23 protein-coding genes are annotated in these 24,181 nt (G+C 59.2%); 10 read left to right on the top strand and 13 right to left on the bottom strand.

What is annotated here, in order from left to right; translation table 11 throughout:
* Window positions 1-198: 198 nt before the first annotated feature.
* The 5 genes from BGO89_08240 to BGO89_08220 are packed head-to-tail and all read left to right on the top strand — an operon-like array spanning window position 199 to window position 6,609.
* Window positions 199-1,734: a phytoene desaturase gene (locus BGO89_08240; protein OJX59972.1), complete on the top strand. Its 1,536-nt coding sequence runs from the start codon at window positions 199-201 to the stop codon at window positions 1,732-1,734.
* Window positions 1,709-3,571, top strand: a complete 1,863-nt coding sequence (locus BGO89_08235) for a hypothetical protein (protein OJX59971.1) — start codon at window positions 1,709-1,711, stop codon at window positions 3,569-3,571. The genes BGO89_08240 and BGO89_08235 overlap by 26 nt, the downstream gene beginning before the upstream one ends.
* Window positions 3,568-5,064 (top strand): diapolycopene oxygenase, encoded by a 1,497-nt coding sequence (locus tag BGO89_08230; protein ID OJX59970.1) that lies wholly within the window; start codon window positions 3,568-3,570, stop codon window positions 5,062-5,064. The genes BGO89_08235 and BGO89_08230 overlap by 4 nt, the downstream gene beginning before the upstream one ends.
* Window positions 5,061-6,134 carry a hypothetical protein gene (locus BGO89_08225; protein ID OJX59969.1) on the top strand — a complete coding sequence of 358 codons (1,074 nt, stop codon included), beginning with the start codon at window positions 5,061-5,063 and terminating at the stop codon, window positions 6,132-6,134. Before BGO89_08230 ends, BGO89_08225 begins: the two co-directional genes overlap by 4 nt.
* Window positions 6,127-6,609 (top strand): hypothetical protein, encoded by a 483-nt coding sequence (locus tag BGO89_08220; protein ID OJX59968.1) that lies wholly within the window; start codon window positions 6,127-6,129, stop codon window positions 6,607-6,609. The genes BGO89_08225 and BGO89_08220 overlap by 8 nt, the downstream gene beginning before the upstream one ends.
* Before the next feature lie 9 nt (window positions 6,610-6,618).
* Here BGO89_08220 and BGO89_08215 read toward each other — a convergent pair whose 3' ends face one another.
* The 4 genes from BGO89_08215 to BGO89_08200 form a co-directional block, all read right to left on the bottom strand.
* Window positions 6,619-7,314, bottom strand: coding sequence for a hypothetical protein (locus BGO89_08215; protein ID OJX59967.1), 696 nt, complete (start codon window positions 7,312-7,314; stop codon window positions 6,619-6,621).
* Window positions 7,315-7,473: 159 nt separating this feature from the next.
* A complete protein-coding gene (locus BGO89_08210; protein ID OJX59966.1) occupies window positions 7,474-7,878 on the bottom strand; it encodes a hypothetical protein in 405 nt (134 codons plus the stop codon).
* Window positions 7,879-7,882: 4 nt separating this feature from the next.
* Complete coding sequence (locus BGO89_08205) at window positions 7,883-8,599, bottom strand: hypothetical protein (GenBank protein OJX59965.1); 717 nt, start codon at window positions 8,597-8,599, stop codon at window positions 7,883-7,885.
* 115 nt (window positions 8,600-8,714) lie between these two features.
* On the bottom strand, window positions 8,715-9,143 hold the full coding sequence (locus BGO89_08200) for a hypothetical protein (GenBank protein OJX59964.1): 429 nt from the start codon (window positions 9,141-9,143) through the stop codon (window positions 8,715-8,717).
* A 229-nt stretch (window positions 9,144-9,372) separates the two neighbouring features.
* Between BGO89_08200 and BGO89_08195 the strand changes: the two genes are divergently transcribed.
* Entirely contained in the window at window positions 9,373-9,759 is a 387-nt protein-coding gene (locus BGO89_08195) for a hypothetical protein (GenBank protein ID OJX60044.1), read from the top strand.
* A gap of 9 nt (window positions 9,760-9,768) precedes the next feature.
* Window positions 9,769-10,428 (top strand): RNA polymerase subunit sigma-24, encoded by a 660-nt coding sequence (locus tag BGO89_08190; protein OJX59963.1) that lies wholly within the window; start codon window positions 9,769-9,771, stop codon window positions 10,426-10,428.
* A 252-nt stretch (window positions 10,429-10,680) separates the two neighbouring features.
* On the opposite strand, the gene BGO89_08185 is transcribed toward BGO89_08190, so the two are convergent.
* From BGO89_08185 to BGO89_08150, 8 genes are all read right to left on the bottom strand, one after another.
* Entirely contained in the window at window positions 10,681-11,871 is a 1,191-nt protein-coding gene (locus tag BGO89_08185) for a cell filamentation protein Fic (GenBank protein ID OJX59962.1), read from the bottom strand.
* A gap of 467 nt (window positions 11,872-12,338) precedes the next feature.
* Window positions 12,339-13,058, bottom strand: coding sequence for a hypothetical protein (locus BGO89_08180; GenBank protein ID OJX59961.1), 720 nt, complete (start codon window positions 13,056-13,058; stop codon window positions 12,339-12,341).
* Window positions 13,059-13,197: 139 nt separating this feature from the next.
* Window positions 13,198-13,767: a hypothetical protein gene (locus BGO89_08175; protein ID OJX59960.1), complete on the bottom strand. Its 570-nt coding sequence runs from the start codon at window positions 13,765-13,767 to the stop codon at window positions 13,198-13,200.
* A 315-nt stretch (window positions 13,768-14,082) separates the two neighbouring features.
* Window positions 14,083-14,667 carry a hypothetical protein gene (locus BGO89_08170; protein ID OJX59959.1) on the bottom strand — a complete coding sequence of 195 codons (585 nt, stop codon included), beginning with the start codon at window positions 14,665-14,667 and terminating at the stop codon, window positions 14,083-14,085.
* Between the two features lie 174 nt (window positions 14,668-14,841).
* Window positions 14,842-16,257, bottom strand: coding sequence for an RND transporter (locus tag BGO89_08165; GenBank protein ID OJX59958.1), 1,416 nt, complete (start codon window positions 16,255-16,257; stop codon window positions 14,842-14,844).
* On the bottom strand, window positions 16,257-19,430 hold the full coding sequence (locus tag BGO89_08160; GenBank protein OJX59957.1) for a multidrug transporter AcrB: 3,174 nt from the start codon (window positions 19,428-19,430) through the stop codon (window positions 16,257-16,259). The genes BGO89_08165 and BGO89_08160 overlap by 1 nt, the downstream gene beginning before the upstream one ends.
* 26 nt (window positions 19,431-19,456) lie before the next feature.
* A complete protein-coding gene (locus tag BGO89_08155) occupies window positions 19,457-20,560 on the bottom strand; it encodes an efflux transporter periplasmic adaptor subunit (GenBank protein ID OJX60043.1) in 1,104 nt (367 codons plus the stop codon).
* 138 nt (window positions 20,561-20,698) lie between these two features.
* Entirely contained in the window at window positions 20,699-21,013 is a 315-nt protein-coding gene (locus BGO89_08150; GenBank protein OJX59956.1) for a hypothetical protein, read from the bottom strand.
* Window positions 21,014-21,079: 66 nt separating this feature from the next.
* On the opposite strand from BGO89_08150, the gene BGO89_08145 reads away from it, so the two are divergent.
* A complete protein-coding gene (locus BGO89_08145; GenBank protein ID OJX59955.1) occupies window positions 21,080-21,307 on the top strand; it encodes a hypothetical protein in 228 nt (75 codons plus the stop codon).
* Between the two features lie 5 nt (window positions 21,308-21,312).
* Here BGO89_08145 and BGO89_08140 read toward each other — a convergent pair whose 3' ends face one another.
* Complete coding sequence (locus BGO89_08140; protein OJX59954.1) at window positions 21,313-21,765, bottom strand: hypothetical protein; 453 nt, start codon at window positions 21,763-21,765, stop codon at window positions 21,313-21,315.
* 190 nt (window positions 21,766-21,955) lie between these two features.
* On the opposite strand from BGO89_08140, the gene BGO89_08135 reads away from it, so the two are divergent.
* Together BGO89_08135 and BGO89_08130 are read left to right on the top strand one after the other, a co-directional pair.
* Window positions 21,956-22,669 (top strand): hypothetical protein, encoded by a 714-nt coding sequence (locus BGO89_08135; protein OJX59953.1) that lies wholly within the window; start codon window positions 21,956-21,958, stop codon window positions 22,667-22,669.
* Between the two features lie 172 nt (window positions 22,670-22,841).
* Window positions 22,842-23,801: an NAD(P)-dependent alcohol dehydrogenase gene (locus tag BGO89_08130; protein OJX59952.1), complete on the top strand. Its 960-nt coding sequence runs from the start codon at window positions 22,842-22,844 to the stop codon at window positions 23,799-23,801.
* The last annotated feature ends 380 nt before the right edge of the window (window positions 23,802-24,181 follow it).

The raw sequence follows: 24,181 nt of genomic DNA, 5'->3' as shown, positions 1-24,181 counted from the left end.
TATCATTCCGGGAAAAATCATCGATTCACGTGGTACGAATGTATGCACCTGCCGAAATAGTGCCGTACTTTCGCTGATACATAATATCGGATCGGACGCCATCGTCATCGCATGGGGAAACCGGCGCAGCAGGTAGATTATATCTCATTACCACAGGCGGTGGAGTATCTACCGCCTTCCTGAACCTTCCAAGATCGTATGAGAAAGCCCTCGAAGAAGATCGTCATCGTCGGCGCCGGCCCCGGCGGGACCGCCGCCGCCATGCTCCTGGCTCATCGCGGATTCGATGTCCACGTGTACGAACGGAATGATGCCATCGGAGGCCGAACCGGCGAGGTCCGCATGGGCGACTATCGGTTCGACCTGGGGCCGACCTTCCTGATGATGAAGTTCCTGCTCGACGAACTGTTCGAGGAAACCGGCAGGTCGGCATCGGATTACCTGACGTTCCAGCGTCTGGAGCCGATGTACGATCTGGTGTTCGCCGATCGCCGCATGATGGTATACGACGACAAGGTGCGGATGCGTGAGGCCATCGAGGCCTGTTTCCCTGGAGAGGGCGAAGGTCTGCAACGGTTCCTGGACCGCGAACAGGAACGGTTCCGGGTCCTGTACCCATGCCTCCAGCGGGACTACGCTTCCCTGACTTCCTACGTGAGCGTCGCCCTTCTCAAGGCCTTTCCGCAGATCGCGCTCGGACGTTCGCTGTACGACGTGCTGTCCGACTACTTCCAGTCCGAGGACCTCCGCCTGGCCTTCACGTTCCAGTCCAAGTACCTGGGCATGGCCCCATGGGAGTGCCCCGGCCTGTTCGGCATGATTCCCTACGTGGAACATGCCTACGGTGTATTCCACGTGCACGGCGGACTCAACCGTATTCCATCGGCGCTGGCACAGGTGGCGACCGAGGCCGGAGCCACCTTCCATCTTTCCTCGCCGGTGCGGCAGGTCGTGCTCGACGGGCGTGCAGTCCGCGGTATCGAACTGGAATCCGGTGAACGCGTGATGGCGGACGAGGTGATCCTGAACGCCGACTTCGGCTATGCGATGCAACGACTGTTCCCGCCAGGATACCTGCGCAAGTACGCCCCGAAGCAGATGGAGCAGCGGTCGTTCTCATGCTCCACCTTCATGCTCTACCTGGGTGTGGACCGCCTGTATCCCGCCGAACATCATACGATCATCTTCGCCGAGGATTACCGCAGGAACCTTACGGACATCGGCCGTCACATCCATACGGAAGACGATATCTCCGTCTACGTACGCAATGCCTCCATCAACGATCCCAGCCTGGCTCCGGAGGGTCACTCCTCCCTCTACGTGCTCGCACCGGTGAGCAACAACCGGGCCGACGTGAACTGGGACGAAGCGAAGGGCCGTTTCCGTGAGCGCGTTCTCGACATTCTGGAACGGCGCGGTGGCTTTCCCGATCTCCGCTCGCATATCGTGACGGAAACGATGATCACGCCGTGGGACTGGGACCGCAAGCAGAACGTTCACCTGGGTGCCACCTTCAACATGGGGCATAGCATGGGACAGCTTCTGTACTTCCGTCCGCACAACAAGTTCGAGGAGGCCGACAACTGTTACCTGGTTGGCGGTGGTACGCATCCCGGCAGCGGTCTGCCCACGATCTTCGAATCCGCACGCATCTCGTCCAACCTGATCTGCGACAAGTATGGCGTACCGTATGCCCGACCCCGTTCCTATGACGAGATCCACCAGGATGGATGACGTCGTCCAACGCGCTCGTGCGGCCTCCGCGGCGTGGTCGGCCGTCCCCATACGCCAACGCCTGGCCATCCTGCGCAGGGCGCGCCTTGCCATGGTGGACGCCATGGATGCCATCGTGGCCACCATCCGCGAGGAAACGTCGAAACCCGCCCTGGATGCCTTGTCCGGCGACCTGCTGGTGACCCTCGAGTTCATCCGCTATTGCGAGCGCAATGCAGTGCACGCGCTGCGTCCGCTCCGCATCGCATCGGAGGGACCCTTGCATTGGTTCACCACCACGGCCGAGCACTACCGTGCCCATGGTGCCGTGCTGGTGGTATCGCCCTGGAACTATCCCGTACAGCTCGCCTTCGTTCCTGCGATCACGGCCATCGTGGCGGGTAACGGCGTCATCCTCAAACCCTCCGAGCAGACGCCGCGGACGGCCGACCTGGTGCGTTCCATCCTTGTGGATGCAGGCCTGCCACCGGACGTCCTGCAGATCGTTCACGGCGATGCGGCGGCGGCGACGGCCATCATCGATGCAGTTCCGGACTTCATCTTCGCCACCGGGGGCACGGCCGCCGGACGATCCATCGCGGCCCGCGCCGCTCTCCATCTCATCCCATGTGTCCTGGAACTCGGCGGCAACGATGCCATGATCGTCTGCGAGGATGCCGACATCGAACGCGCCGCTCGCGCCGCCGTCTATGCACTGTGTCTGAACGCAGGCCAGGTGTGCGTATCGGTCAAGCGCCTGTTCGTCCATGCGCCCGTGGCCGACGCTCTTGTGCACAGGATGGCCACCCTGCTGTCCGAACGTTCCGTGGGAGTTACGGATATCGACGACGTAGCTCCCATGACACGTGACCGTGAAGTGTCCATAGCCCGCGACCATATCGAGGACGCACTCCGGTCGGGTGCCGTGGCCACGCCATCCGTGGACATCCGCGGACGCTCAATCCGTCCCCTGATTCTTACCAACATCCATCCGGATGCACGGATCCTCCACGAAGAAACGTTCGCACCGGTTCTGCCCGTGGTCGTGGTGGCATCCGATGAAGAAGCCATCGCCCGTGCCAATGACGGCGGATACGGACTTTCCGCCAGTGTTTGGAGCCGCTCGCGCGACAGGGCCATGCGCATCGCTGCGGCCTTGCGCACGGGTTCGTGCTCCATCAACGACGTCATCCGCCACGTCGCCAATCCGGCCGCACCCTTCGGTGGCACGGGCCGCAGCGGATACGGAAGGTACAAGGGGCTGGAAGGCTTCCGTACGTTCAGCCGCCGGCAGACCGTGATGCGGTATTACGGCTTCCTGTCGAACGACATAGCCTGGTTTCCACATACGAGATCGAAATTCGAACAACTACGAAAGGTCATCATGTTCCGTCACGGTGGACTCACGTCGTTCAAACGTCTGTTCCTCGGCGCTCTGGCCTTGCTTGCCACCATGTCCATCACGGCATGGCAGGATGGCGGCGGGCACACCCTTACCGTTCGTGTACAGAATTTTCCGAATGCCGAGGGCGTAGTGCGATACTGCGTGTTCACGTCCGACGATGGATTCCCGCGCGATGTCACCAAGGCACTGCGCTCCGGCACGCTTGCACCACCTGCTTCAGGTGAGCTCAGGTTCACGGTGCAAGGACTGACACAGGGCGACTACGCCGTGTCCGTCTATCACGACGCCAACAACAACCGGGAACTCGACAAGGGGCTGTTCGGCATTCCCAAGGAGGCCGTCGGTGCATCCAACAACCCGCGCCCCCGGTTCGGCCCGCCGGATTTCGATGATACACGGTTCCGGTTGGGTACGAAGGACACGACCATCATCATTACGCTGGTACAACCATGAAGAAGACCGTCATCGTCATCGGCGCCGGCCTCGGTGGAATGTCGGCAGCGATCGCACTGGCCATGCGCGGGTTCGGCGTAACGGTGTTCGAAAAGAACGCCCAGGTGGGCGGTAAGCTCAACGTCCTGCGCGACCACGGATTTTCGTTCGATCTCGGCCCTTCCATCCTCACACTGCCCCACGTGTTCCGTCCGCTGTTCGAGGATGGCGGCAGAACACTGGACGACTATGTCACCCTGCACCGCGTGGATCCGCAATGGAGGAATTTCTTCGAGGATGGTACCGTCCTCGATCTGTGGGAGAACCACGAACGCATGCGGGACGATCTGGAACACCTGGCACCCGGTACGCATGCGCAGTACGTCCGGTTCCTGGAATACGCCCGACAACAGTACCATGAGGTGGAACGCGGCTACTTCAATGAAGGACTCGATACCTTCATGGACTTCGTGCGGTTCTACGGCCTGTCGTCCACCGGTATGGACTTCCGCCACACCATGGCGGCCGGCATCGCCAGGAGAGTCACCGAGCCCCATCTCCGCGATACCCTCGAGTACTTCATCAAGTACGTGGGTTCATCTGCATACGATGCTCCCGGCTTCATGAACCTGATGCCTACCATCCAAACCGACTACGGACTGTGGTACGTGGAGGGAGGCCTGTATCGCCTTGCCGAAGCGTTCGAACGAAGAATGGCCGAACTGGGCATCGAACTCATACTCGATGCCGACGTGACCCGCATCAACCGCAATGGCCGAAACGTGACCGGCGTGGACGTTCGAGTGGGTAACGGTACGACGCGCACCGTATCGGCCGATGCCGTGGTATCCAATATGGAAGTCATACCCGCGTACAAGGACCTACTGGACGAGCCCGATTCAGGCCGCACCATGCGACGTCTGAAGAAGTTCGAGCCGGCATGTTCCGGTATCGTTCTCCACCTTGGCGTCGATCGCGTCTATCCCCAACTGGCACACCACAACTTCTTCTATGCCCGCAACCAGAAAGACCACTTCCATCGTGTGTTCCACGATGGACTCCTGCCCGACGATCCCACGATCTACCTTGTGGCACCTACTCGCACCGATCCGTCGCAGGCACCGGCCGGACACGACAACATCAAGATCCTGCCGCATATTCCTCACCTCGGTACGCGACAACCATACACACATGCCGACTGTGTACGTCTCAAGGACGTTGTGATCGACAAACTCGAACGTATGGGACTCACGGATCTGCGCAAGCATATCGTCGTGGAGGACTTCTGGACACCATTCGACATCCAGCGCATGTATCGGTCGAACCAGGGTTCCATCTACGGCGTGGTGAGCGATCGCCGCAAGAACTTCGCCTTCAAGGCACCCAAACGCAGTACGTCCTACCGCAACCTGTACTTCGCCGGAGGCAGCGTCAACCCCGGCGGCGGGATGCCCATGGTAGTGCTGTCGGGCCGGCACGTGGCACGGATGATCACCGAGGACCTCGTGGCGTGACGATCGTCCTGACCATCGTGACGATCCTCCTATGCTGTACGGGATGCATCGTCCTGCACCGTCGGCGCACGGCAGTGTATCCGCGTACCGAACGTACGATCTCCATCGTCGTGCCGGCCCGGAACGAAGCGCACAATCTGCCTCGGCTGCTCTCCTCCATTCAGCCGTATCGCGCCCTGGTCCGTGATATCGTCGTCGTGGACGACGCCTCCACGGACGCTACGCCGGACATCGCGCATTCTTTCGGCGCCACGGTGGTGCAGCCGCCGCCGCTGCAAGCGGGATGGACCGGAAAGGCATGGGCCTGCCACCACGGCGCCCAGTCCACCGACGCCGACGTCCTGTGTTTCCTCGATGCCGATACGTGGTTCGAAGGCCGTGCCCTGCCAGGATTGCTGGAACGATACCGACCCGGCACCGTGCTGTCCGTTCTTCCGTATCACCGTGTGGTGGCATGGTACGAACAGGCATCCCTGTTCTTCAACCTGCTCATGGCGATGGGATCCGATGCCTTCACCATCGGCACCGCTACCCCACGGCTGTTCGGACAGTGCATGGTGGTGGATCGTGACGCCTACATACGGGTTGGCGGACACGCCGCCGTGCGCGGACAGATCCTCGAGAATTTCCACATGACGGACCTGTTCTTCGCTCATGGCATCCCTACGGCGTCGATTGCCGGCCGTGATATTCTCGCCATGCGCATGTATACCGGTGGCCTCGCCCAGGTGATACAGGGTTGGAGCAAGGCCTTCACACGCGGGGCGGGAGCGTCCAGGCCATACACCGTATTGCTGACCTCGTTGTGGCTTACCGGCATGATCGTGGCACCGGCACTCTTCGTGCTCGGACCGTGGTACGGGCTGGCGGCCTGGATTGCCGCTTGTAGCGTGCTGGTCACGATGCGCCCGCTCGTGGGCACATACCGGCCATGGGCCGTGTTGCTCTACCCAATCCCCCTGAGCCTGTTCGTCGTCGTGTTCTTCCGCGCGCTGATCCTCCAGCGGCGTGGGACGGCCGTCGCATGGAAGGGACGCTCCGTAGACCAACCGGGGATCGGCGATGCCTGAAACCCTCGTGTGGATCCTCAATATCGGCGGTTGGCCCGTGATCCACCTTGCGACGTCGTGGTTCGCGTTCCGTCTTCCTGCCAGCATGTTCGAACGCGACACATGGCTGTACCGGCAGCGGGCGTGGGAGGACGGTGGCCAGGCGTACAGACGCATACTGGCCGTGCATCGATGGAAGATGCTCCTGCCCGACGGTGCGCGCTTCTTCGGTGGCGCGGTCCGGAAGGAACTCCCACGTACGCGTGACGTGGCCTCCTACACCACATTCATCACGGAAACGCGCAGGGCCGAATGGGCGCATCTCGTCACCTTGCTGTGGTGCCCCGTGTTCTTCCTGTGGAATCCGCTGTGGGCTGCCGGAGTGATGGTAGTCTACGCTATCGCCTCGAATGTCCCCTGCATCGTCACGCAGCGCTACAACCGGATCGTGCTCACACGCATTCGGGCGAATCTTTCCGCCAGATCGTCGGCGTAACGGTCTACTCTACCGGAGGGCCGATCGTTCTCGTTCGCTGCTGCAGGGCGGCGACGATCTCCGCCGATTCTCTACAACGCGAACAGAAGGGACAACGCGATACTCACCCGGGTCTGCGGGAGTCCGGACGTAATCACGGGGGCTCAAGGTTCTGGAACTGCCGATCTGATAGGCACCAATGCAGTCGTTGAGGAAGTCGTGCTGGAAGCGCAGCTCGCCACGAACGCTCCAGTCCTCGGTGAACTTGTAGTCGCCGCCGGCGATGGCCGAGATGCCGATGATGGGTTCATCACTGAAGCGGTTCGAAGCCCCTTTCCGGGATATCGGAGCCGATTGTCCCGCTCCTTCGCCGTCGAGCTTCGTTACCGTACCATTGATCGTGTTCGACGTGGACATCCGGAATCCGGGACGGGCTCCGATACCGATGATCGGCCTGAAGTTCTCGCCCGTCGGCTTGCTCAGAGTGAACAACAACGGCATCTCTATGACAGTTGCCGCTGTTCCTACCGTACCGTCGACGTTGTAGCAGCCGTTCTGGTAGAACGTCGCACGTGTCTCCTGCGATATGGATGCCGTTCGTATAGTCATGTCGGCCTGCAGCCCCACCTTCTCGTTGAAACGCTCACCTACTGTCACTCCGTAGACGCTTCCGATGTTGTTGGTCGAGTTCGCGACAGGTCCCGTCTCCTGTCCATCAGCCAGCACGACGACTGCTCCTCCCCGGCACCGACACACCCACTCGCACAACCACCCGACAATGCCGCACAGATGCACAGAACGAACAGGCTCTTCACATCTGATTCTTCCTGGATACCGAACGATGATACAGTTTTCCCGGTTGCGCCGATGTAGCCTCCCCTACCCTCACAGACGCTCGCTGCCCTTGATCATCACCAGCACACCCTTGCGCTTGACGATGTTCTTGTAGTCCCACTGGATGGCTTCGGCCTTCGCGAGCCACCTGCGCACATCCTCCGCATCGATCTGATCCACCGCCGTGTATCGCGCCTCCGCGGCCTTGAAGGTGCCTTCGTTCCTGAGGCCGGGTTCGTCGAACGACTGTCCGCTCCAGAACAGGAGCCGGACACATCCCTTCAGTTTGCTGTAGCCCACGACGGGATTCCCGTCGAGGAACCATACGGGATGGGCATGCCATATCCTGTTTTCGGCATCGGGCAGACCGGCGTCGATCAACGTCGCGAGCGCGTTGCAGATCGCCGCATCCTCCGATGACTGTGCGTCGTTGTATGCCTTGACGGTCGGATTCATACGCTCACTTGCTCACATGGTACTTCGTAAGAGTTCTCTCCGTCGATGTCGTCGTGGTCCTTCCCGCGTCGTCGGCAACCGTCTCCGTCGTCACGAACCTGGAGAAGTAGCCTGTCGAACGCGGATACCAGAATTGCTCGACCAGGACGGTTTGACGCTGGATATCTCCGGAGGATGATCTTCGCATATCCGTCCGTATGTCCTTGGCGATCTGGCATGACAGCACCTCACCTCCGCTCAGGATCAGATTCTCCGAACCTGCGTGTGCCCTCGTCTTCTTCACCTGATAGCTGCTACCATCGTCATAGGTCGTGTCCGATAGCGTCCACGAGCGTGCGGACTTGCTCGCGAACGGATAGATCTGCCATTCATGATCCAGCTCCGCCGTCGTGATGGCGAGATCCCCGTTCGCTTCGTAGCAGAGGAAGATCGTATCCACTTCGGGCCGACCCTTGAACAGCCCGAGCACACCTCTCTTCCCATACCGTTGCATCGCTTCGATGACGACGAACACCGTGTCCAGGAACGGTCCGGTGCGAATACCCTCGGCGTCCGTACGGTACGTGGTGAATTCGTAGTACGACGAGGCCTTCGGTTGAATGGCACCATCGGCGGCCACGACGGCACCGTCGCAGGCTGCAAGGACAGGTATACAGAAGGCCCCGATAAGGATCAGGAAACAGTTCATGGTGTCCAACGGAATGAAGAACGGTTCCGGCATGCAAAGAATATGGGCGCTATGGGATAGCGTTCCATGATGGTTGTCTATTTCTCATGACGGCCGTGCAGACAGGCCGCACATCGATCGCATCCGGAGAATGCCGAACCTGTTTCCCCTATACGCCTGCCGCGTGCGGCCGCACTCCCGTCCTGTATCCCAGCAATGCCATGGGGAAGTAGCACAGACCGAGATCGGCGATCATGAACCACACCGGCGTAGCCGGAATCTGGATCACCATGGACAGCCCGCCGATGAAGAACGCCGCACCGACGATGAGCGCAGGCCAGCGAGAGGTCGTACCGGACCATCTGCTCGCCGCCCACGCGCCTGCCAGCGTGCCGATGGCATGTGCGAGCAACGGAACCAGGAAGTTCGCGAACGTGAACAGCGGCATCGCGGCCTGGATGCCTTCGGGTGTATTGACGTCGGTACCGGGCGGCAAGGGTACGACGACCATGCCGATCCGCAGGACGGCCATGTTGGCGATGGCACCGACGAGGAGGCCGATGATGACGAACAGAATAGGGCGAACGACGGGAAGCATGGCGAGCTCCTGAATGTGACGCCCGATAATACGCAACGTTATGGCCCGAACTACTACTATGGACTGGCCACGATACCTACCGACCCTCATGTCTTCCGGACAGGCGTCCATTCGAGAGAAATGCCCACTATGTTCCGGGGGCCGATGTCCCGTGTTCCGATTCTGTAACCTTTACAGGACCGACCATCACTATATGGGAAACGAACATCATCACTACAGGAATACGGACATGGACAACGCATCGACGACGACCACACTCCGGTCGACCGTAGGGCTTCTCAAGATCACCTTCGGCATCGTTCCAATGGTGGCCGGGCTGGACAAGTTCACGAACATCCTCACCCAGTGGGACAAGTACCTCAATCCTGCGCTCGCCGGAATGCTTCCCTTTTCCGCATCGACCTTCATGATGATCGTCGGAGTCATCGAGATCGTGGCCGGGATCATCGTCTTCAGGAATGCCCGGGCAGGCGGATTCATCGTCGCCGCCTGGCTGACGGCCATCGCGCTTACGTTGTTGCCCGGACTTCAGTACCTTGACGTCGCGGTACGCGACCTCGTGATGGCGATCGCAGCGTTCTCGATGGCACGGTTGTCGACAGTCGTCAAGGAATAGGACGAACTCATGATTCCATCGAACGATCAACCGAAGCGGCAGCTCGACGATGCCGAGATCGTCGGGCGCATCCTCGCCGGTGAAACGGCCCTGTACGAGATCCTGATCCGGAGGAACAACCCGTATCTGTACAGGGTGGGCAGGGCTTATGGCTACAGCCATGAGGACTCGCAGGACCTCATGCAGGATACGTTCGTCGACGCATTCCTGAGCCTGTCGCGCTTCGAAGGCAGATCGACGTTCACGACGTGGATCATCCGGATCATGGTCCACAACTGCCACAGGAAACGACAGAAGTGGAGTACGAAGAACGTCGTGGCGTCGGACATATCCGACGAGACCATTCCCCTTTTTTCGAACGAGGATCGAACAGATACCGGCAGGGCCGTCATGAACAGGGAACTGAATACCGTCATCGAGAATGCCTTGCAGCGAATTCCTGCCGACTACAGCGTCGTCTTCACCCTGCGGGAGATCAACGGCATGAACGTGGCCGATACGGCACATGTTCTCGATATCTCGGACGTGAACGTGAAGGTGCGGCTCAACAGGGCCAAGGCGATGCTCCGTAAGGAAATCGAGAAGTCCTATTCGTACGAGGACATCTTCGAATTCAACCTCGTCTATTGCAATGCGATGGTGGATCGCGTGATGGCGGCGCTGGGATAGATCCGGCATGCCGCTTTCCGATCTTGCATCGATTCTTCTTCCCGCATTGTTCTTCCGTTAGCTGGACCGTTACTTCATCCTATCAGAATTCCGTTCAGATTCATCATCCTGAACATCCTGAAGTTCAGGAGCGACTGCATCAGGCCGTACGTCCCGAACACATATCGCCGTACCGATGACTTCTCTGCATTGAACCGATCTCCGAGTGGAGTACGTGATGGACAATACACATCTCTTGGTCGCGACGCTGCCCTAAACCTGATTTCGCAATGGCTCGCCATCCTCGTTCAGGATACGCATGTATGCATCGTAGATGAAGACGCGGCTGCGCTGCTGGCCTGTGATCTCGCTGACGATACCGAGATCCTGGAGTATCTGTATCGTCGTGGATACCGTAGGGAAACTGAGGCCAAGGGTTGCCGACAGATTCGTGAGTGTCTGCAGTGGACGCTGACGTAATGCCCCGAGTACTCGCAACGCGTTGGAGCTTCTGCGACCGGTCTGCTGCACACGCAGACGGTCCGCTTCGAACAATGCCACCAACTGTCTTGCCGTTTGCACGGCGCCGGATGCAGTACGTTCCACACCCTCCAGAAAGAAATCGATCCACGACTCCCAATCACCCCTGGTGCGGACACGATCGAGCAATTCGTAGTATGTCGCGCGGTGCTGCTTCAGGTAGAGCGAGAGATATAGGAGGGGTTCCGACAGCAGCGTACCGTTATGCAACATGAGTGCGATGAGCAATCGTCCCAACCGGCCATTCCCGTCGAGGAAGGGATGGATACTCTCGAACTGCACGTGCGCCAGGCCTGCACGAAGCAGTACGGGTAGACCGCTGATTTCTTCATGCAGGAACGTCTCGAGTGCCGCCATACATGAGCCGACCTCTTCAGGAGGAGGTGGGACATAGTGGGCATTCCCCGGGCGGGTACCGCCGATCCAGTTCTGACTCCGTCTGAACTCACCGGACATCCTTTCACCACCACGTCCCCCGTCCTCACCACCACGTCCCCCGTCCATAAGTTTGCCATGCATCTCGCAGATCAGCCGGTTGGAAAGTGGGAACCCTTCCTTCAATCGCGCCATGCCATGGTTCAGTGCTGCTACGTAGTTGGATACCTCCACGACATCGTCCACCATCCCGGGAGCTTCTTCGAGTTCGAACAGGAGGAGATCGGACAGGGATGACTGCGTGCCCTCGATCTGGGACGATAGAACGGCCTCACGCCGCACATAGGAATAGAGGAACAGGTGCGGATCGGGGAGCAATGTGCTGATGCTGTCCAACCGGCCCACGGCTATCGTGGCCCTCTCGAGTAGTTGCTGACGCTGACCGATGATCGCGATCGGCGGGTCCGGCGGTAATGGCTTCGGAATGAAGGTCCGTATCTTCTCGCCCACCGTCGTCGTCGTGCGATATGCTCCTGTGATACGATCCATAGGCCGAAACATACATAAGATTCTCTTTTATTTAAAATTTCGGCCAATTCCTTTAATAACCCGGACCCTTATGCAGAGAACCTTTAATAGCTCTGCCATCTATTAAAGTTTCGGCCAAGAACCTTAAATAAGAAAGAGGCTCCCAGAAGGGTGATCCTATCCCGATTGGTTCCCATCGCATCGTCACTATGACCAATCTTTACATCGACCGCTTGCAGCCCCATCCTACGTGGTGACCGTCTAGATCGCAGGGCAGATCGGCAGGACGTCCTTCGTCGCCGAGAGCAGGCAGTCATGGTGAAACCGAAGTCCGCATTTTCTCTGGTTCCCATGCTAGCCGGCCAATCAGGATTCGTATGCGGGCCTTCCCAACCGTGTTGGGAGGGCCTTGTACGTGTTCGCGATTCTTCCGCTTTTTCCCGGTATTCGATAGCGCACCGATCACGTGTCGAACGTATCGGAACGCATTACAGAGCGAACACCAGGGAGACCGCGACGGACAGACGGGTCGGTGGAAGCTCGGATGTAACCACGGGGTTCGAGCTGGATCTGCCGATCTGAAATCCTGTCGGGCCGTCATTGAGGATGTCATGCTGGAAGCGCAGCTCGCCGCGAACACTCCAGTCCTCGGAGAGGCGATAGTCACCACCGACGATAGCCGAAACTCCGATGATCGGGTCGTCACTGGGGTTGCTCGCAACCACCTTTTCGGACATCGGCGCCGTCTGCCCCGCACCCTCGCCCTCGATCTTCGTGATTGTCCCCTTGATCGTCCCTGACAAGGATGTACGGAACCCGAGATGGGATCCGATTCCGATGAGAGGTCTGAAGTTCGTGTTCACAGGTTTGCTCAGGATCAGCATCACGGGCACTTCGACGATACCTGCCGACGTCTCGACGGTGCCGTCGAATAGGTAGCTGCCATTCTGATAGAATGCGGTACGGACTTCCTGTACGATGGTACTCGACCGTATGGTGGCATCCGCTTGCAAACCGACCTTCTCATTGAAGCGTCCACCCACCGTCACTCCGTAGACACTCCCGATCCTGTTGGTGGAGTTCACCACCGGTCCCGTCTCCTTTCCGCCTGCCAGCGTAACGACGGCGCCTCCCCGGGCACCGATGAAGCCGCTGCTACAACCACCGAACAGCACTGCGCAGAGACAGAGAGCGAACGTATACTTCATCCGGATAGACCTCGGCATACACCACCACTAGTTATTCCATGCCCTGCAAGGATACAATAACAATCGCAACGTATTCCCGAAGTATCGACAACAGGGTAATGTGAGTTCCTCCGGATTCACGCTTGGATCAGGCTCCCTATCACACCCTCACCATTCCCCTGAAGCCCCTCGCCGCATAGTACGACTCCGCGCCATTGTGGTAGAGGAAGACGGTATCGTATCTGCGGTCGCAGAACAACGCGCCACCGAGCTTCCTGATCGCCGACGGCGTTACGATCCAGCTCGACGTCTTCGTATCGAACGTGCCGAGCTTCTGCAGATCGCGATACTGCTCCTCGGTCAGGAGATCGATGCCCATGTCTTCCGCCATGCCGACGGCACTGCCCTCGGGCTTGTTTTCCTTCCTCGACGCCAGCGCGTCGTCGTCGAAGCAGAGACTGCGGCGCCCCCTGGGACTTTCCGCCGAACAGTCGCAGAAGATGTATTCGCCGGTCTTCCTGTCGTAGCCGACGACGTCGGGCTCTCCACCGGTACGTTCCATCTCCCCTATCGACCACAGCTTTCCGGGATGAGCTTCGAGGTTCTTCTGCACGTCGGACCACAGGAGGCCCTTATGGCGCTTGCCATTCTTCTCGAAGCGCGTCTCCAATGTGTCGAGCAGTTCTTCACGTTCCTCTGCCGAGAGCTTCCTGCTTCCCGTCTTGCTCATGATGTGTCACCGATGATTGTGATCCGTTGTCATCGAATGTAACGATCGTCCGGTTCTTTCCTATCGCCGACGGATTGCAGATGTTCCTGTCTTCGATTCTTCCCAGGTGAGGCGGTGTACTCGACGTCGTATGGATGACATCGATTGGTTGGTGTCGATGGCCCTTGTGACTCATGAGCTATGGAGGCATCGCTCCTGGGATGAGATCGACATTGTGTGAACGATAGCTCATATACGACAAGCCATCGCGAGGTGGGCTGAACATTCCGGGGTATGAGGATGCGGGAACGACGGCGATGTCATCATTTCAGCACATCAGTCGTCCATCCCCTTGCCATCGAGGATGTACGGTATGTACTTCTCGATCCGTGCTTCCCGCGTCTTCGCCTGCCTGGCCGAGCCGAAGTGCAGGAGATAGGCTCGCTGACGTCCGGGTGTAAGCGCCTCGAAGGCCGTTCTCAGGGCCGGCATCTCGTCCAGCTTCTTCCCGAATTCTTCGGGCATGTCGAAGTCCGCGACATTCTTGAGCGCGACCTTCAGACCCGCCTTCTCGATCTCGACAGCTTCGTGGACGTAGGCCTTGAGCGTGCGTTCCATCGCGACGATGTCCCGAAGCGCGGAGAACCGTATCTGTCGTCCACCCTGCACGTTCTCCGTCTGCTGCACCAGAATTCCTTCGGGATCCGTCAGCAACGCTCCCTTCACGAAGAGCATGGCGCAGTAGTCCTTGAATGCATGGATGAGGACGACGTTGCCCTTTCCGGCCGTATAGCAGGGTACGCCCCACTTCAGCTCTTCCGTCAGTCCGCAGTCGAGGATGATGGTCCTGAGCTTCTCGAGCTCGGCCTGCCATTTCCCGGCCTTCCGGAAATAGAAGTCGACCTTGGGATTGAATTTCATGGGAGTCTCATTCGCACTGGATATCCACGTTCATTCCTGCCGGACACGTTCCGAAGGATGGCAAGACCACTCTCGAAGTTTACAAAAAAGCCCCGTCACGTTGACGGGGCTTCGGAACCTATCGACCATCGACATCCGGAATGCCCGGAGACCGATCATCCGGCGCTACACACATCACCGCCATCCGCCACCCAGGGCCCGGTAGACGTCGACATAGGCGCGCATCTGCTGCACCTTGGTCTCGATGAGTTCCATTCTCGCTTCGAGGGCATCGCGTTGCGTCAGCAGCACTTCCATGTAGTCGGCACGCGCGGAGAGAAAGAGGCTGTTGGCGATATCGACCGATGCCGTGAGAGCTTCGACCTGCCTGTTCCTCCGTTCGTAGCTCTGACGCAGGTTTTCGAGCTTCGACAGTTGATTCGCTACTTCGATATAGGCGTTGAGTACGGTACGCTCGTAGTTGTAGGCGGCCTGCACCTGATGCGCACCGGCACTGGCATATGCGGCCTTGATGGCGGCACGATTGATGACCGGCATCACGAGTTCGCCGGCGAGGTTGTAGATGAGGGACGCAGGCGTGGTGACGATGTACTTGGGATCGAAGGTCTGGAATCCGAGTCCGGCGAAGATGCTGAACGACGGATAGAACCGTGCCCGTGCCACGTCGATGTCGAGATCGGAGGCCTTGAGTTCGAGTTCGGCCTGCTTGACGTCCGGACGATTCTGAAGCAGCAACGACGGAATACCGGCCTTGATGGAATCCGGCATCATGGTCAGGAAGCGCTCGGACGGACGCTGGACGTGCTGCGGGTATCGACCGAGAAGAAGATTGATCCTGTTCTCGACTTCGACGATGCGCTGCAGGATGTCGTAGCGACGACTCTCGTTCTTCGACACTTCGGCATCGAACCGTCGCACGGCGAGCTCCGTGGCCTTGGCCGCCTCCTTCTGCTGCTGGACGATGGCGAGGGCCTTGCGCTGGATGTCGATGGTGGCGTCGAGAGCCTCCAGCAGGTTGTCCAGCGCCATGAGTTCGTAGTAGCTGCCAGCAAGTTCAGCGACGATGTTGACGACGAGGAAGCGCGTTCCCTCCACGGTGGAGAGGTATCGCAACGTCGCGGCATCGCTGGCGTTACGCAGCTTCCTCCAGATGTCCACTTCCCACGAGATCCTCGCACCGATGGTGAAGTCGGGAAGAGGTTCCGGGAAGCGCTGTCCGGGTGTGGCTTCGAGCTGTTCCTCGACGACGCCGTTGCGCGTATATCTGCCGGCCTTCTCCAGACCGGCACCGGCGCCGACGTTGACGAAGGGCAGGTATTCACCGGCCTTCGCATTCGCTTCGTTCTGCGCGATGAGGATATCCTGCATCACGGCATTGAGTTCCTGGTTGTTCTTCATCGCCGTGTCGATGATGGCGATGAGATTGCTGTCGGCATAGAATGTCCGCCATTCCATCATACCCGTGGACACCGTATCCCGCGTGGCGTCGAAGCGCTCGGGCATGGTGGTGTTCACTTCCTTGCGGACGATCGTCGGCACACAGGACGTCACGATGATGGAGATGGACAGGACTGCGAGAAACCCTCTCATTATCGTGCTTCCTCACGCTTGTGGACATATTCTTCGGAAAGGGGTTCGTCGTGTTCGTCCCTGATGAGCTGACGACCCTTGATCATGGAGGCGAACACGTAGTAGAGTCCGGGAATGACGATGACGCCGATGACGGTACCCACGAACATCCCACCGAGCGAACTCGCACCGATCGTTCTGTTGCCGATGGCGCCCGGCCCCGAGGCCGTCACCAGAGGTATGAGACCGGCAATGAAGGCGAAGGACGTCATGAGGATAGGCCGCAGCCGCACCTTGGCCCCTTCGATGGCCGCATCGAGGACGGACGCTCCCTGCTGCTGTCGCTGCACGGCGTATTCCACGATGAGCACGGCATTCTTCCCTAATAGACCCACGAGCATGATGAGCCCCACCTGCGCGTAGATGTCGTTGGCCAACCCCATGAGGTCGAGAAGCAGGAAGGCGCCGAAGACGCCGACAGGCAGGGAGAGGATGACGGCCAGCGGCAGGACGAAGCTCTCGTACTGTGCGGCCAGTACGAGGTAGACGAAGATGAGCACGACGAGGAAGACATAGAGGGCTTCGTTCCCCCGATCCGCTTCGTCGTAGGACAGTCCTTCCCATGCGACGTCGTAGCCACGTGGGAGCGTCTGCTTCGCCACTTCCTTGATGGCGGCGATGGCATCGCCCGTCGTATGACCCGGTGCCGGCAGACCACGGATGGCCGCGGAGTTGTACAGGTTGTAGCGCGTGATTTCGTTCGGCCCCTGGGTCTTTTTCACTGTCATGAAGGACGAGTACGGAACCATCTCTCCGTGATCGTTCTTCACGAAGAGATTCTCGAGGTCGGACGGATACCGGCGATATTCCGGCGACGACTGGACGTAGACCTTGAAGAAGCGTCCGAACTTGATGAAGCCCTGTTCGTAGGTACTGCCGATCATGATGTTCAGGTTCTCCATGGCCTTGCCGATGGACACGCCCTTCTGCATGGCCGCGCTGTTGTCGATCAGCAGCTCGAACTGCGGATAGTTGGCGGCGAAGAACGTGAACAATCCCGTCAGCTCCTGACGCTTGGCGAGCGCATGCATGAACTGGGCGTTGATCTTCTCGAACTCGTGATAGTCGGTACCGTTCGTCTTGTCGAGGAGACGTACAGAGAAGCCGCCCGACGAGCCGAAGCCCGGCACGGCCGGCGGTTCGAAGAATTCGATCACGGCGCCGAGGTCGCGCGTCTTGCGCTCCAGTTCTTCCATGACTTCATGGACGGAATGGTCGCGGTCCGACCAGTCCTTGAGGTCGATGAGACACGTACCGGCATTGGAGCCACGGCCTTCCGTCATGATTTCATAGCCTGCCAGACCCGACACCGATTCCACGTCGGGGATCGTCTTGCAGATGCGTTGCAGTTCGCGCGCCACCTGATTCGTCCGCTCGAGCGTTGCACCCGGCGGCGTCTGGATGATGGCATAGATGGTACCCTGGTCCTCACCCGGAATGAACCCGGCGGGTATCACGACGTTGATGAGGACGATACCCGCGCCGAACAGTGCGAGGACTCCGAACGTCAGGACCTTCCGCTTCACGGTCTTCCGCAGCAGCCACTCGTAGCGTCCGGCGACCTTGTCGAAGCCACGGTCGAAGGCCCTGATGAATCGCGTGACGATGGATGGCTTCTTCTCCTGACCGTGCGTGTTCTTGAGGATCAACGCACTGAGGACAGGCGTCAGCGTCAGTGCCACGACGGCGGAGAGGATGATAGCGCTGGCCATCGTGATGGAGAACTGCCGGTAGAAGGCGCCGACCGGGCCCGACATGAAGGCGATAGGAAGGAATACGGAGACCATGACGAGGGTGATGGCGATGATAGCGCCACTTATTTCCCGCATCACGGCCTTCACCGCCTGATACGGCGATAGGTTCTCCTCGGCCATCTTCGCATGCACGGCCTCCACCACCACGATGGCATCGTCCACCACGATACCGATGGCCAGTACGAGGGCGAAGAGCGTGATGAGGTTGATGGAGAGTCCGAATATCTGCAGCACGAAGAAGGCCCCGACCAGTGAGACCGGCACGGCGAGCGTCGGGATCAGCGTCGAGCGCCAGTCGCCGAGGAAGATGAAGACGACGAAGGCCACCAGGATGAAGGCGTCCCGCAGGGTATGGAGTACCTGCTCCATGGAAGCATCGAGGAACTTGGACACGTCGTAGCTGACCTTGTAGTCCATGCCTGCGGGGAAGCGTTCCTTGAGCTCTTCGAGCTTGCCCTTGATGGACTCGATCACTTCCGTCGCGTTGCTGCCGTATGTCTGCTTCAGCATGATGGCGGCGGACGGATGACCGTCGAGGTTGGAATAGATGTCGAAGAACTCCGATCCGAGCTCGACCGTGGCGACGTCCTTCAGGCGTATGTTCTCGCCGTTGGAATTCGACCGCAGGATGATGTTCTCGTATTGTTCGGGCTTGTCGTAGCGATCCTGGTACTTCAGGACGTATTCGAGCGATTGCGCATCCTTGCCCGATGCCAGACCGAGACGTCCGGGCCGGGCGATGATGCTCTGTTCCTGCATCGCCTGCATGACTTCTTCGGCGGAGATGTTGTAGGCACGCATCCGGTCCGGCTTCAGCCAGATCCGCATGGCGTACTGCCGGCTGCCGAGGATCGTGGCCGAGGCGATTCCCTTGATCCGCTTGATCTCCGGAATCAGGTTCACGTTGGCGTAGTTGTAGAGGTATTTCTCGTCGGCATGCTCGTCCGTACTGTAGAGGTTCACGTACATGAGCATGCTGGGCTGCACCGGGGTGATCACCACGCCTTCGCGCTGCACGAGGGGCGGCAGCAGCGACATCACCTGGTCCACGCGGGTCTTCACCCACATCATGGCCTGGTTGGGGTCCACGCCCGGATCGAAGATCACGCGTACGGTGGCTTCGCCGGCACTGGTCGCATCGGAGGCGATGTACCGCATGCCCTGCACGCCGTTGATGGACTGTTCGAGAGGAATGAGCGTGGACTTGACGAGGACGTCGGCACTCGCGCCGGGATAGGCGATGGCGATGTTGACGGTAGTCGGTGCGATCTCCGGGAACTGCGCCGTCGGAAGCTGTTTGATGGCGAGCGTCCCGACGAACACGATCACGATGGAGATCACGATCGCGAAGACCGGCCTATGAAGGATGTTGCTGAACATATCTGCAGGATCCGTGTGGTTGGGAGTTATTCGGCGTAGAGCTCGAGAGTACGGAGTGCATCCTGCGGTGCCAGGTACTTGTAGGCGATCTTCTCGTTCTCCTTCACCTTGCGGAGACCCTCCAGCAGGACCCTGTCACCCTCGACGAGTCCCCCACCCACGACGTAGACGTGGGGCAGTTCGGCACGGATCGATATCGGACGGGAGTGGACGACGTGGTCATTACCCACGACGTAGACGAACTTCTTGTCCAGCACCTCGAACGTGGCCTTCTGCGGAATGATGAGAGCGCCCTTCAGCGGCTCCGTCATGAGGATGTTGCCCGTTTCTCCATGACGCAACAGGCCGTCGGGATTCGGGAAGGTGGCACGGAAGGCGATGTTGCCCGTTTCGTTGTTGAAATCGGCCTCGATGGTAGTCACGATGCCTGGCTGTTCGAAGACCTGGCCATTGGCCATCTTCAATCGTACGTGCTCCTGCCCGCTGTTCTTGTCGGCCGCCTTGTAATTGAGGTACTGAGCCTCGGGTACGTTGAAGTAGACCCACATGGAACTGTTGTCGGACAGGGCCGCCAGCATGTCGCCTTCTCCCAGCAGACTGCCGTGCCGTACCTGCAGACGGTCCATGATTCCACTGAACGGTGCGTTGATACGCGTGAATTCCAGGTGTGCCTTGGCCAGTGCCACGCTTGCCTGGGCCTGATCGAACTTTGCCTTGGCCATGGCGAGCTCGTTCTTGGACACGACGTTCTTGTCGGCCAGCGACTTCGTGTTGAGATATTCGATCTCGGCGACCCGTGCCTCGGCCTGCGTATGCTGGTATTCGGCCTGATAGATCACGGGCATGATCTGGAACATCGGCTGCCCCTTCTTCACCACCTGCCCTTCATCCACGAAGATATGTTCGAGATAGCCACGCTCCAGGGCCCGCAGCTCGATGTGCTGGATGGCGTGTATCTGGCACACGTATTCGCGGGTGGTGAAGGTGTCCTTCTTCATAGGACTCGTGACCACGAAGGTGACGCGTTCCTCTCCGGCCTCCGCGTGCTTGGCGCCACATCCGGTGATGCCGAGAATGGAGAATCCGCCCAGCAGGAACAGCAGGACGGTCACGGACGTCGACGTCCGCATGAAACGGTTGCTCATGACGATGATGGTGATTCGTGAATGGACAGAGGGACGGCGTGGCTTCGGCCACGGATTCGGATCGGCACGTAGTGCAGGTGCAAGGTCCGGTATCTCATGCGTACCGGACGGAAATGCGAGTGCCTAGATCAGCAGGCGCCGTATGGCGATGTAGATAGGTGGCTGGTCCATATCCGCCGGAAGGATTCCGGCGCGGTAGGCATCGTCCGTCTGGACCGTCGTCCGGGCATCCCCTGCCACAGCGTCGAAGAGAGGAATCAGGGGATCGCGATCCTCCAATTCATCGGCGACGTCGGCTACGGCCAGGGTCTGCACTCCGCACATGTCCGTTGAGGACAGTTCATGCCTGTGTCGGGCGGTCGTCGGGTGTGCAGAGGCTTCTCCGGTGATCACCAGAAAGAGACAGGAGAGAACGAGAATTGCGATAAGACGTGCCATTGGATGTCGCGGTTGACGAATAGCGACCCGGCCGTCGTGTCCCGAACTCATGAGAAGGTCATTAGAATGAACATGCGGACGATGCGGCTCCAACGACCGGATCGAAGGAACGTGAAAGACTGCCGATCGGGATCGGTCATGAGCCTGGCCGAGTATCCGCTCTGGACGGAAACGATCCTCCCGATCGTAGACGGAAGCACAGGTAGCCCGGAAAAGGATGAAGGCTCATCGACATACGTCGATGAGCCTTCACTCTCCTATCTCTTTCGTTCGACCTCGCTACCGGTCGAATGACCCGATCACAGCTTGATCGTGAATGCTCCCTTCGTCACCACATAGGAGCCGGCCGTGCCTTCGAACTTGCCGATGATCACCTCGGAGGTACTCTTCGTGATCGTCACCGTTCCGCTCGTGGCGAACTGGGGGTCCGTCGATTCTCCGCCGTTCTCGTATCTGACGACCGAGAACCAGTTGCTTGCCGTGGAGACGTTGTACGTTCCTTCTCCGATGTTCCGCATCTGGACGGATATCTGATAGCCCGACGACAGATTCGCCGACCCGCCGGTGATCTGCCGTATACCACCGGCAGCTATCGAGACGACGTTCGTCCCGACCCAGTCGGTTCCGTTGATGGTCGCAGACAGTGTCGTGGTCAATGCAGGAGTCGGGTCGGGGTTTACCGCACCACCGTCCTTGCTGCAAGCGGAAAGAAGGACCGTGGATACGACGACGATGATGGCGAACAACTTCATGGCGTCCTATGGTTGAGAGTGATGGTTCGATGCTCTAGCACGACGACGTCTCGAAAAGTTACACCCGCACCTCCTCCGGGACGACCGACAGACCCGCGATACCTGGCGGAATACCGTCTCCGGATATCCGCACAACCTCCTATCTTCACGACGATCATTCCCGTCCAATGCCAACCCTCGTCGATCAGGTATGACGAATCACTGCAAGAACTGCCGGGCCGCCATCGCCGGACGCTACTGTTCGAACTGCGGACAGGCCACGTCGACCGCGCGGCTGGACCTCCACGTCGTGTGGCACGATCTTCAGCACGGCCTTCTGCACATTCACAAAGGTATCTTCTATACGCTGCGTGAGTTGTTCCTGCGCCCGGGCCTGACGATCCGCTCCTATCTCGACGGACAGCGCATACGCCACTTCCAGCCGCTGTCCATGATGATCGTGCTGGCCGCGCTCTATGCATGGCTGAGCCATCTCGTCCACAGGCCCATGACGACCCACGACGGAATCGCCGGGACGACGATGGCCATCATCGTCGACTTCGTCGAGCATCACTATGCCCTTGCGGAAGTGATCCTGCTGCCCGTCCTCGCCCTGTGCAGCTACCTGCTCTTCCGCAGCCGTGGCGATCGCTATGTGGAATGGATCGTCATCCATGCCTTCATGGCCAGCCAGCGCCTGGTCGTACAGATCGTCGCTCTTCCCTTTCTGTCGATCCTGTCTTCCGGAACCGCGGGCACCGTCAGCTTCATCGTCAACATGTCCTATCTCGGCTGGGCCACCCTTCAACTCTATCCCTCCTGGCGTGCGGTACCTACCCTGCTGCGATGCTGCATGTCGATGGTGCTGACGCTCGTCGTCGTCATCGTCGTCGTCGGAGCGTTCGTCCTGGCACTCGATTATTGACGACGCTTTCGGGTCGTCGTGCGCTGCGGGATACGATCCTTCAATATCGACGTTCCGTTCGATCGCAACATCCTTTCCGTCCGCACGTAGACCGTGGTCGCCATCATACCGACCACCCACATTCGAGTTCACCGAATCGATGCAGACACCACCCATACCATTGCCGGCGACGATGAAGGCCGCCGTCCATCGCGTGTACGGTCCACCCGAAACGGTTTCCATCGAACGCATCGCCGTTCCCGTTCCGGCGAAGGGCGAGCTTCTCGTGCGTGTGCGGGCGACGACGGTGAACAGAACGGACAGCGGATTCCGCAGCGCCGAATACTTCGTCTCCCGCTTCTTCAGCGGACTGTTCCGTCCGAAGTTCAACGTGCTCGGAAACGAGTTCGCCGGCGACGTCGTCGCCACCGGCGGTGCAGTGACGTCGGCCAGGATCGGCGACCGGATCTTCGGCTTCAACGACGTCCACTTCGGCGCCCATGCCGAATACATGCTGGTGAAGGATTCGGATGCGTTCGCGACGATACCCGACGGACTGTCGTATGCCGAAGCGGCTCCGATCACCGAAGGCGCACACTATGCATTATGCAACCTGCGTGCGGCGAAGGTGAAGGCGGGACAAACCATTCTCGTCAATGGCGGTACGGGAGCGATCGGGTCCGCGGCCATCCAGTTGTCGAAGGTCATGGGGCTGACCGTCACTGCCGTATGCGGTCCGGATCATGTCGAACTGGTGCGTTCGCTCGGCGCCGACAGGGTACTGGACTACAGCAGGGAGGACTTCACGACGCTCGGCGATCGCTTCGACGTCGTCTTCGATGCCGTAGGCAAGAGTACCTGGGCGAAGTGCAAACCCCTGCTCGAGGAACACGGCATCTACATGTCCACCGAACTCGGACCGTATCTTCAGAATCCGCTGTTCGCCCTCTTCACCCCATTGGCTGGCGGCAAGCGCCTGCTGTTCCCCCTGCCGACCATCAGCAAGGACGACGTGAACTATCTCCGCGAGCTCGTCGCGACCTCGAAGTTCCGTCCACTCATCGACCGCTACACGGCGCTCGAAGATATCGTCGAGACGTACCGATACGTGGAGAAGGGATTCAAGGTGGGGAATGTGGTGGTCCAACTGTGAGTACTATCTCTTGGCGAACCTGCAATGTCATGGCTCGTCATCAAGTACTACTATAAGCTATCTTACAGACCCGTAGGATATGCCATATATACCAATTCAATATGGAAAAGAATCAACATCTCTATTTCTTGAAAGGCACCGAACGCGAGCGTGAGACTATCGAGCGCTTGTTTCTTACTCCATATGGGCAACAAGGCCTCTCTTCTCACATCGCAGGACGGCATAACATACATCCTGAGAACCACGTTCTCATAACAGACATCAGGTTCGAAAGTATCAATCCTTCCTGTCCTGTGAATGGCGACATTGACTTGCTTCTGCTACCGTGCAGAATGCGTGATACTGGTTACGAGAATGGATTGACAGAACTGACCTATGAC

The sequence above is a fragment of the Candidatus Kapaibacterium thiocyanatum genome, assembly GCA_001899175.1.
Lineage (GTDB): Bacteria > Bacteroidota > Ignavibacteria > Kapaibacteriales > Kapaibacteriaceae > Kapaibacterium > Kapaibacterium thiocyanatum.
The sequence above is the reverse complement of the archived record's forward strand: the minus strand, read 5'-3'. Positions and strand labels throughout refer to the sequence as shown.